Origin of the sequence: Sporocytophaga sp., from assembly GCF_017745095.1 — a bacterium.
Classification (GTDB): domain Bacteria; phylum Bacteroidota; class Bacteroidia; order Cytophagales; family Cytophagaceae; genus Sporocytophaga.
The window spans coordinates 75,945-87,539 of record NZ_JAGHZZ010000009.1 but is presented as its reverse complement, the minus strand read 5'-3'; the positions used below and the strand labels follow the sequence as shown (position 1 = coordinate 87,539).

Annotated in this window: 7 protein-coding genes; 1 reads left to right on the top strand and 6 read right to left on the bottom strand. The window is 36.8% G+C overall.

Annotated features, from left to right (window positions below; translation table 11 throughout):
- The first annotated feature begins 10 nt into the window (after positions 1-10).
- On the top strand, positions 11-2,347 hold the full coding sequence (gene pbpC / locus J7604_RS15220) for a penicillin-binding protein 1C (protein WP_293897194.1): 2,337 nt from the start codon (positions 11-13) through the stop codon (positions 2,345-2,347).
- 108 nt (positions 2,348-2,455) lie between these two features.
- On the opposite strand, the gene J7604_RS15215 is transcribed toward pbpC, so the two are convergent.
- From J7604_RS15215 to J7604_RS15190, 6 genes are all read right to left on the bottom strand, one after another.
- Positions 2,456-3,397 carry a hypothetical protein gene (locus J7604_RS15215; RefSeq protein ID WP_293897193.1) on the bottom strand — a complete coding sequence of 314 codons (942 nt, stop codon included), beginning with the start codon at positions 3,395-3,397 and terminating at the stop codon, positions 2,456-2,458.
- Positions 3,398-3,575: 178 nt separating this feature from the next.
- Positions 3,576-6,686 (bottom strand): CusA/CzcA family heavy metal efflux RND transporter, encoded by a 3,111-nt coding sequence (locus tag J7604_RS15210; protein ID WP_293897192.1) that lies wholly within the window; start codon positions 6,684-6,686, stop codon positions 3,576-3,578.
- 68 nt (positions 6,687-6,754) lie between these two features.
- Positions 6,755-7,834: an efflux RND transporter periplasmic adaptor subunit gene (locus J7604_RS15205; RefSeq protein WP_293897191.1), complete on the bottom strand. Its 1,080-nt coding sequence runs from the start codon at positions 7,832-7,834 to the stop codon at positions 6,755-6,757.
- An 11-nt stretch (positions 7,835-7,845) separates the two neighbouring features.
- Entirely contained in the window at positions 7,846-9,129 is a 1,284-nt protein-coding gene (locus tag J7604_RS15200; protein WP_293897190.1) for a TolC family protein, read from the bottom strand.
- 189 nt (positions 9,130-9,318) lie between these two features.
- Positions 9,319-10,683, bottom strand: coding sequence for an ATP-binding protein (locus J7604_RS15195; RefSeq protein WP_293897189.1), 1,365 nt, complete (start codon positions 10,681-10,683; stop codon positions 9,319-9,321).
- A 2-nt stretch (positions 10,684-10,685) separates the two neighbouring features.
- Entirely contained in the window at positions 10,686-11,366 is a 681-nt protein-coding gene (locus tag J7604_RS15190) for a response regulator transcription factor (RefSeq protein WP_293897188.1), read from the bottom strand.
- Between the last annotated feature and the right edge of the window lie 229 nt (positions 11,367-11,595).

The following is an 11,595-nucleotide window of genomic DNA, read 5'->3' as shown; positions in this document are numbered from 1 at the left end:
TCTTAACCATATGAAAAGGAGAAGCAAAATATATCTAGGTATACTTACGCTTCTCCTTTTTTTATTATTGCTGTTCTGGTTTTCCCTTCCTTCAAACCTATTTAAAGATCCTACCAGCACCATTCTTGAAGATAAAAAAGGTGAGCTACTCGCTGCAAAAATTGCTTCAGATGGACAATGGAGGTTTCCTGTCAGTGATTCTGTTCCGAATAAATTTGTTACTTCCATCTTAACCTTTGAAGACAAAAACTTTTATAATCATATTGGCATAGATTTTTTATCTATTGGCAATTCTGCATGGCAAAATATAAAAAGCGGAAGAATAGTAAGAGGAGGTAGTACTCTGACTATGCAGGTAATAAGACTGAGCCGAAAGAACAAGAAAAGGTCATTCCTTGAAAAGCTTATAGAAATCACACAGGCTCTAAGACTTGAACTTACTTTATCAAAAAAAGAGATATTGACATTATATGCTTCAAATGCTCCTTTCGGTGGTAATGTTGTAGGCCTTGAAGCTGCATCATGGAGGTATTTCAATGCCCCCTCCAGCCAACTGTCCTGGGCCGAAGCAGCAGCTCTTGCGGTATTGCCTAACAGCCCGGCTCTCATCTTTCCCGGGAAAAATGAAGTAATTTTTTTAAAGAAAAGAAACAGACTTCTCAAAAGTCTGTATGAAAATGGCTATCTCGATAACATATCGTATAACTTGGCATTAAAAGAACCTTTGCCAGGCAGGCCCTATGCATTACCAATTGTTGCTCCTCATTTGCTGGCCTATTCAGAGAAAAAAGGAATGAAAGGTAAACGTATAATCAGCACTATAAATATTCACCTTCAAAAAACTGTAAATAAGATACTAGCCCGCCATCAGGAAAGGTTATCCGCGAATGGTGTATATAATGCGGCAGCTCTTATACTTGATGTTAAAACGGGTAAAGTCCTCACTTATGGTGGCAATATACTGAGTGATAAAATCGATGACCACGGCTACAGTGTAGATATTATTCAGGCAAGAAGAAGTACAGGAAGTATCCTTAAGCCACTGTTGTTTGGTATGCTTTTGACAGAAGGAAAATTATTGAACACGTCACTGGTTGCTGATATTCCTACGCTTATCGGAGGCTATGCTCCCAAAAACTATTTTCTCACTTATGATGGAGCTGTAGCATTCAAGCAGTCAATAGCCAGGTCTCTCAATGTACCGGCAGTGCGAATCCTTCAGGAGTATGGAGTTGAAAAATTTCATCATAATCTGAAGAAACTTGGTGTAACAACTCTAAACAAGCCTCATACGCACTATGGGTTATCTCTAATATTGGGAGGTGCAGAAGGTACCCTTTGGGATCTTGCAGGAATATATAGAAATATGGCATCTTCCTTAAATGATTATCATCTTATCCATAAATTCAGGTTAAAAACAGAAAAGCCATCTTTTACTTCAGAACAAGCAAAACAAAATTATTGTACTGTTTTAGATGCAGGCTCTATCTGGCTCACCTTTGAAGCTATGAATGAAGTCTCAAGGCCAGAAGAAGATGCTTCATGGAGAGACTTCAGTTCAGCATATAAAATAGCATGGAAAACAGGCACAAGCTATGGTAACAGAGATGCCTGGGCTATCGGTTGCACCCCTCAGTATGTGGTTGCTGTTTGGGCAGGAAATGCAGACGGGGAAGGTAGACCTGACCTTACAGGTATTGGCTCAGCTGCACCCATTTTATTTGATATCTTTAAACATCTTAAATCACCGCAATGGTTTTTGCAACCATTTAATGAAATGACTCAAACAGAGGTATGTTTGAAAAGTGGATTTAAAGCTGGTGAAAATTGTGAAGAACGCATTATTCAATGGACGCAAAAGGCAGCTCATCTCTCCGGACTATGTCCATATCACAAGCTTATTCATCTGGACGAGACAGAGCAGTATAGAGTAAGCGGAGAATGTGAGTCTGTCAGAAATATGCACACAAAGGCCTTGTTTGTACTTCCTCCAGCTATGGAGTATTATTTCAAAAATAAAAATGCCTCATATAAAACACTACCTCCATACAGAGAAGACTGTATGGCTTATGTAACCAATCGCTCATTTGAAATCCTTTACCCTTCACATGGAAGCAAAATATTTATTCCTATTGAAATTGATGAGAGAAAAGGAAAGACAGTTTTTGAAGTTGCTCACAGAAATCCTGGGAAAGAAGTGTTTTGGTATATCGATAGTTCCTATGTTGGATCTACTAAAGATTTTCATCAACTGGCGGTGAATCCTGAGCCAGGAGAACATTACTTAACTGTTACTGACAGAGACGGAGAAAGCAAGCGGGTAAAGTTTGAAGTAATTGAAAGGTGAATGAAACTGAAAGCCGAAAGCTTGGATAAAAAGTTATCAATTGAAAATTATAAAAGAGGCTGCCGTCAAGACAACCTCTTTTACTGTTTTTACAAGGACCTTAATGAATTACTTCACCATTTTAACATTTATAGCGATTCCTTGACTGGTATCGAAAAAATAAGGATCAATCAAAGCATATTTCCCCGATGCAGTTTTCATTGCATAAATATATCTTACCCCATTGTTTTTACGGAGCAGAATTTTGGTGCTTCCATTCTCAACACCGGCTTCTTTAGCAAAAGCTTCAATATCAGAGCCCGTAGCATTTTTATATTGATCCACTGTCAAAGTTGTTTCTACAAACTTAGTAGCATTAGTCACAGACCAGTTCTTTAAAGAAGGATAAACCTCCTTGGATGCCTCATCACTTGGTGCCGCTAGAAATTGTTCATAGGTTGTATAGTTGTGGATATAGCAAAAATCTATATAGCTGGCATAAGATCCGGCTTCACTTTCAAGATATGAGCCTGTAAAATTTAATGGCTTTCTGGATAAGGAATAAAATCCTCCCACTGGAAAAGAAGAATGATTTGCAGTAGAATCATTCAAGGATACAACGTCCTGTTTGGTAGTAGAAGTCACAGCATCGAAATATGTAACTTTCACTGATTTTGTTGCAACATCTCCGTTTGCTGCTGTAACTGTAAAAGAAAATGTTTTAGTCCCAGAGGTGCTTGTTGTCGATGTAAAAGTTACTGAATCCAAAATAGGAGAAACCTTATTCAGCATGTTCAAGTCAGGTAGAAAATTATAAGGATCTGATGTAGGCGTACCATCTTCTTTAATTGATATAGCTTTCAGATCTGAACTTCCTTTTTTTGCCAGAAAAACTATTTTTATTGTTGTTCCCGGTTTTACTGTTGTATCTACAGTAACAGAGCCTTTACTTTTGACCAATTCCATAGTCGGTCCGGATGATGATGATGGTTTGGGATCGTTCTTTTTACCACAGCTTATCAACAAAGAAAAAGCTAATCCAACTAATAGAATAAAAGATTTTTTTTTCATAAAAATTTTAATGGGTTTGGTTTATAAAAAATTCTAACCTTCAAGTTAATAAAAATCTTCAAATGGAAGTCAGGAAAGATAAAAGCCTGGAGTTTTCCTTATGCTTGTCAAACATTTATAAATAAAAATGTCCCGGCAATTGCCGGGACATTTTAAGAAACCAGGGAAACAACAACCTTTAATCAAACTGTCTTTCAAAATCCATATTTCTCCTATAAACCCACTCAAATATCAGAGGGAAAATAAGTAATGTAAGTACTGTAGCTGTTATCAATCCTCCTATAACTACTATAGCTAGAGGCTTTTGAGTTTCAGAACCTATGCCAGTAGACAATGCGGCAGGTAATAATCCTAAAGCGGCCATCATTGCGGTCATTACTACTGGTCTGATCCTCGACTTTACTCCCTCAACAAGGGTATCTGCCAGGGACATACCTTCCTTCAAATTATTCTTAAATACCGTGGTAAGAATAACCCCATTCTGAATACAAATACCAAACAAAGCAATGAAGCCAACACCAGCGGAAATACTAAAGTTAGTATTCGTTATGAGCAATGCCCAGATACCGCCTATCAGTGCAAATGGCACATTCAATAGCACAAGCACAGCATCTTTAAGGTTTCCAAAGGTTACAAACAGGATAAGGAAGATCAATAGAATACTCAAAGGCACTACCTGTCCAAGTCGTTTGGTTGCTCTTACCTGATTTTCGAATTCACCTTTCCATTCTACTTTCATTCCCTTATCAAGCTTCACTGCTTTCTGAACTTTTTCCTGAGCTTCTTTAATGGTACTTCCCAAATCTCTTCCTCTAACTGAAAATTTTACAGCAATAAATCTGTGATTGCCTTCTCTGTAAACAAAGGCAGGGCCAGTTTCAGGTCGTATATCCGCCAGTTCTTTCAATAAAACTCTGTTCCCATGAATTGTAGGAACTGTAATATTAGCAATCTGTTCTTCCGTCCTTCTGAATTGTGGCAGATATCTAATTACAATATCAAATTTCTTTTCTCCTTCATACATCTTTGATGCAGTCTTTCCTCCAACAGCCATTTCTATAACACGTTGTGCATCTTCAGTTCTCACACCATAAATTGCCATCTTTTGCTGATTAAGCTCAATACGCATTTCAGGCTGACCAATAAGTCTGATTATGCCCAGGTCTTCGATACCTTCAACACCTGACAGTATCTTATTAACTTGTTCACCCAGCTCTTCTAATCTTCCAAAGTCATCACCGAAAATCTTAACTGCCATAGATCCTTTAACTCCCGAAACAGCTTCTTCCACGTTATCCATAATTGGCTGAGAGAAGTTAAAGCTGATACCTTGATAAACCTCAAGCTTATTTTTCATTTCAGTAATTAACTCTTCTTTACTGATCTTCCTTTCCCATTTCTCCTTGGGTTTCAAATCAACGTGAAACTCAATGTTAAAGAAGCCGGTAGGATCCGTCCCATCGTTTGGTCTTCCGGTCTGACTCATCACCGCATTAACTTCATCAAAAGAAGAAATAGACTTACGGATTTTATTCGTCATTGAAATAGATTCGTTCAATGATGAGCTCATTGGCATGCTTGCTCTTATATAAACAGCACCTTCATTCAGCTGTGGCAAAAATTCAGACCCAAGGAATGTGAAAGAAAACAATCCTATTCCAAGTGCAACAAGTGAGGTTATGAAACTGACTTTCTTATGTTTTAAAACAAATGAAAAGCCCTTCATTACTGTATTGTTTACAAATTCAACAAAGAAATTATGTTTCTCGCGAACATTCTTGTTTAAAAGGATTTGGCTCAGAACAGGCACCAGAGTAAGGGTGTAAATCAATGCCCCGAGAAGTGCAAAGCCAAGGGTCCAGGCCAGAGGAGAAAACATCTTACCTTCCACCTTTTGAAATGAGAATATAGGCAGAAGTGCTGTGATGATAATTAATTTGGAAAAGAAGATAGACTTACCTAATTCAGCGCCAGTTGCTTTAACCCAGCCCATCTTGGCCAGTTTATTAAAACGTTCCATGCCAAATTTATTGGCTTTATGATCGAGCATTACAAACAGCCCTTCCACCATCACGACGGCACCATCTATGATAATTCCAAAGTCTATGGCTCCCATGGATAAAAGGTTTGCAGACATTCCCTTGATCCGCATACACATAAATGCGAACAATAAAGCCAATGGAATAATAATGGAAACCGTAATAGTAGTTCGCCAGTCAGCCATGAAGATAAATACTATAACAGTAACCAGCACAATACCTTCAATAAGGTTTTTGGTAACAGTGTGTGTAGTAAAACCTATAAGTGTAGACCTGTCATAAAACGGAACTATCTTAACATCATTTGGAAGTATGTAATCGTTCAGTTCGTCTATCTTCTCTTTAAGTCCTGCAAGCACAATACTCGGGTTTTCAGCCTTTCTCATGATCACAATTCCTTCGACAAGATTTTTTGTAGTATCTCTGGAAACATATCCTAGCTTTGGCAGATGATGTTCCCGAACTTTTGCAACGTTCTTTACAAAAACAGGAGTACCATTAATATCATCAATAATAATATTTTCAATATCGGCTATGCTTTTCAGCTGTCCGATACCCCTAACCACATAGGCCTGATCATTTTTTTCTATTACATCACCGCCGACATTCATGTTACTTTTCGTAACTGCATCATAAACATCAAGAGCAGTAAGATCATAGTTCTTTAATAAGTCCGGGTTGATGCTCAATTCATAACTTTTAACTTCTCCACCAAAGCTTACCACATCAGCTATACCATGTACACCTTTCAGGTTTCTATCGATGATCCAGTCCTGAATGGTTTTCAGTTCTCTAACATCTTTTGTTTTGCTATGAAGTGTATATCGGAATATTTCACCTGTAGGACCATATGGTGGTTGCATTTCAGGATCCACACCGTCCGGGAGGTTCACATTCATAAGACGATTGATTGCATTTTGCCTTGCAGTAAAATCATCCACATCATCATCGAATATCATAGTGACAACTGATAATCCGAAAAGTGAAATTGACCTTAAACTGGTCTTGCCCGGAACAGAATTCATTTCTACCTCTATAGGTATCGTTATGAACTTCTCAACTTCTTCTGCACTTCTACCAGGCCATTGAGTAATAATCTGAACCCTAGCATTTGTCACGTCCGGGAAAGCTTCTATAGGAGTATTCAGATAGCTGAATATACCTGCAATAATCAATACTAAGGTTGCGAAAAAAACAAAGAATTTATGTTTTAAGGAAAACCCTACTATATTTCCAATAAACCGTTTCATAAATGTAATCTTAAATAGATGATCTTAACTGAAAGATCTTTGATTATTAAATGCACGTAGAATAAAAATTAATTATTGAGTGCATTATAAACCAATAATTGATGATTAGAGATGATTCTTTCGCCTTCTTTAAGACCACTTTTAATGTAAGTAATTGTATTCAGTCTTTGTTGGATCTCTACCTCTCTGGTTTCAATTGAACACTTGTCAGTGTATACCATCACAAAGTTTCTGTTTTTGTCAAAAACAATGCTTTCAGATGGAACAGCAATCATAGAATTATCACCTTCTTCATACCTTACAATTACCTGCGCATACATTTCAGGCTTCAATTCATAACCTTTGTTATTCATCTTTATCCTTACTTTCATCACACGAGTAGCGGGATCAAGAACATTAAAGATCTTATCTATCTTTCCTTTGAATACCTTATCCGGATAAGGAAGTACTTTTATCTCTGCGTCATAGCCTACCTTTATTTTATTGATGTCCGTTTCATAAACATTCGCGACAACCCATATTTCGTCAAGGCCGGAGATGGTAAAGAAATTATTTGAGCTTTCAGTTCTGAACTGCATATTTTCTGTAACATTCTTTTCAATAATGAAACCCGAAATTGGCGCTTTCATCGTATAGACAGAATTACCCTGAACTCCATAAATTCTGAAAACCTCTCTGATCCGTTTCAATTCACTTTCTGCTTTTTGAAGTTCTTTTCTATCCATAACCATCTCCTTTTCGGAAGCCAGACCAGCTTTGTACATGTCTTGCGTTACTGAAAAGTTCTTTTGTGCTATGGAAAGATTTGATTCTGCTGAAATTAATTGCTTTTCAAAATCCGCAATTTCACTACTATTAACTATTGCCAAGGTTTGGCCTTTCTCCACATAGTCCCCTAACTCAACCCTAAGGTCTTCAATAATACCTCCAACGAGGGGAAACACTTTCACTACCTTATCTTCATTTGCAGTAACTTTTCCTGACAAGGTCAGTTCATTTGCCAGTCTTTGCTTTTTAACTGTATCAATGGATATTACACGACTCATAGTATCGCTCAGGCAAAACTTTTCATCATGAACTTCAGCGTGTTTTTCAGAACAACTAACCGCCAATACAGCAGAGGCGATTATAAAATATATTTTTTTCATACTAGATAATATCAATATTTAACGATGGGCTTTCCTACAGAAAAATTAAGCTCCTCAAATGCATTCATTCTGTTTGTCTGCAATTGGTTCATCTGGATTACAGAAGCTTTGTAAGCCTCATAAAAGTCTATGAATTCAATTAATGTTATATTTCGTTTTTCATAGTTTGTAAGAATACCTCCAATAAGTCTGTCGAATTCACCGGTAAACTTATTGTCAAAATTTGAATAGAGGTCATTGTATTCAATTGATCTGCTCAATGCTCCTGCGACTTCAGCTTCTACTCTATTTTCATACTCGTCCGTAAGGACCTTACTTCTCTCAAACCTCTTTTTGGCTATTTCTATGTTACCTTGATTTCTATTTAGTAATGGCAAATCCATTGCAATAGAAACAGCATAATAATTTGGTATATAGTTACCATTCCGGTCAAAGACACCACCTAATCGCAGATCAGGAACGGCAAGAGCTTTTTGATAAGCCAGGTTTTGTTCCTCATATTTTTGAGAGGATTTATAAGCTTTCAAATCAAATCTGTTTACATTAGCTGTATCAATAAGAGCTTGGAGATTCACATTTTTCACATTAAGACTATCAACCTGCTTTTTATCCAGAACAGGAGAATAAAATGATCTGGATTTGTCGTTCAGAAGCACATGGAGTGTAGTTTGTCTTAATGTAATCTGGGCGATCAAGTCCTTGTTTTCATTTTCCATGTTAAACAAGAATGCTTTAAGACGAATGATTTCCTTTAATGGAATATTCCCCTTTTCATACTGAGTCTGATAAAGACTTACAGTATTTCTCATAGTTCTTATTTCATCTGTAAACATGAAATAAGATTGTTGAAGGAAATACAATTCAATTATATTTGTCCTTAGCTCATATTTAAGAGTGCGAAGGAGATCGAAAAACTGATACTCGGCAATCTCCGCGCTGGTCTTTCCAAGATTAATTCTTTTATTCCTCTTTCCTGCCAGCATTACAAGTTGGGAAGCCTGAAGAATAAACTCACCACTTTTTGAAGCGTCAAAATATTTTTTGGTCTGAGGATTATAAACGTTCTGTTCATAATACACAGAAGGGTTTTCCCATAAGCGAGCCTGCATGACCTGAGCTTTGGCTGCTTCTATATCATACCTGCTAGCCAAAAGTAAAAGATTTTTTTCCAGAAACTGCTTATCAGCTTCTTCAACGGTAATTTTAACTGTATCAGAAAATACCTGTGTTTGCCCAAAAACATCCACACAAACTAATAGCTCAACGATTAGCAGGATGCTGAATAACCATTTCATTATAATTGATTTTATCCCTCTTAATTATTTTCAAATCCCAAAAGAATTGATGGATTCTGTAGTAAATCTGTCTTGCTAAGACAAAATTCCCAGCAAATAGTTAAAAGATGCTGAAATATATCTTGATCTTACTTAGACAAAAGTCCTTGCTAATAGTTAAAGGCCAATTAAAAGAGAATTAAAACGGTATTAAATAAACAAAACCGGTAAAAATATGTAAAAGGTGGTTCCCTTATCTGGGGCTGACTGAACCTCTATCCTTCCTCTATGGATGTTGACAATTTTCATTGTAAGAGGAAGTCCGATACCATGGCCAGGCAAATTTCCTGATCTTTCTGATCTATAAAATGGTACAAAAATATTTTTCAATTCTTCCTCACTAATGCCAAATCCCTTATCAGTAATGGCAATGCAGGCCTCATGATCATTAAAAGAAAAATCAATAAGTACTTCTTTATCTTCTGAAAACTTAAAGGCATTACCGATTATATTTAGAAGACAGGTTAACAATAGTTTTTCATTGCCAAATACAATTGGACCATTGGGAAATGTCTTAGCCATATTAAGATTTAACATAGCATCCGGTTTTCTCCGCAGCGTCTCATCCGTAGCTTTCCTGATCGTTTCGCTTAAGTCAAGGTTACTCATAAGCACAGAGTTTGCATCAACACCTGTCTGCGCCAGCTCTAAAAGGTCATTGATCAGTTTGGTTAACTCCTTTGCTTCTTCCAGTGAAGATTCTAATATCTCTTTATACTCATCGACAGTTCGATCTTTCATTAATGCTACACTGATTTCTCCGGTGATAGTGGTAAGAGGAGTCCGCAACTCATGGGAGGCATTGGAGACAAAAGTCTTTTGCAATTCAAAAGCCGTCTCGATCCTAGTAAACATGGTATTAAAAGTAATTGCAAGATCCGAGATTTCATCTTTACCATTTCCTTCATCCACTCGCAGATGTAGATTTGATGCTGATATTTTCTGAACCTGGCTCACAACCTTCTGTATAGGCTTTAGAGCTTCTCTTGCAAATATCTGCCCTAAAAAAAAGACAATAATGAGTGAAATGAAATATCCCGCTGTAAGCACAGCTTCCAGATTACTTACCTTCTTATGACCATACCAATCAATAGCGCTGGCAACAATTAAAAAGTCGCCTTGATTATCTGAATAAAAAATGCCGACTACCTGCCGGTTTCCATCTTCATAACTTGAAATTCCTTCTTTCTGAATCTTACTTAACCAGTCTTTATCGAAATGATACTTTATAGTATCATCTATAAATACCGGTTTATAGTTTTTATCATAGATTCGGACAAATTCGGAAGGAAGTGATTTGAGGTAATTCCTTCTCAATGTCTTTAATAGCTTTTCATCAATCTCATCTACTTCAAGGAACATCCTTGCAGTATTAAGCGCCCTTTCAGCAAGACGATCTTCAAATACATTGTATCTATTGATTTCAGAAAGATAAAAGACTGCCGTGCTGAAAATAAGCAAAATCAGCGCGACGATACCTGTAAACTTTAATGTCAGTTTACTTCTTATCTTCATAATCAATCTTCTACTTTTAAAACATAACCCATACCTACCAAAGTATGAATAAGTTTAGGAGAAAAGTCTTTGTCTATTTTCTTTCTTAAAAAGTTGATATAAACATCGATAACATTGGTGCCTGTATCGAATGAGATTTCCCATACTTTTTCCGCGATATCCACTCTGGAAATAACTCTTCCTTTATTCTTCAAAAGATATTCGAGTAAAGAAAATTCCTTTGCCGTGAGATCTATTTTCTTTCCGGATCTGATAACCGTTTTTGTATCAGTATCCATTTCCAGATCAGCAATTTTATACTTGGTTCCGGGAGAATTCTGTAAAGTGGTTCTCCTTGAAAGGGCTCTGAGACGGGCAAGCAGTTCAGGGAATTCAAATGGTTTTACCAGATAGTCGTCAGCACCTGCATCCAATCCCGTGACTTTATTTTCTGTTGTACCCAAAGCCGTTAGCAACAAAATAGGAGCCTGTATATTCGCCGCTCTGAGATCTTTGCAAAGTTGTATGCCATTTATCTGCGGTAAATTGATATCCAGAATAAATAGCTCATAAGGATTAGACAGAGCCATCTGTTTACCGGTATATCCGTCATACGCAACCGTCACTTCATGCAATTGCTCCTCAAGCCCCTTTTTTATAAAGGATGCCACTTTTATTTCATCTTCAACCAAAAGTATTTTCATAAGTCAAAAAGAATAAGGCAGTACAATTGATATAAATGTACTGCCTTTTTTAAATTAAATTATACTATTTAAAGTTGAAAGTTAAAAGCTTAAAGTTTAAAGTAATATTACTTTAAAACTCAAAGAAATATCTACATGTTATTTTCGATAACCAATCAATCCGTAGGGCTATTACCTATGTTGACAATATCAACACTACGAGATTTGATTAATAGAAGATAACAGATCT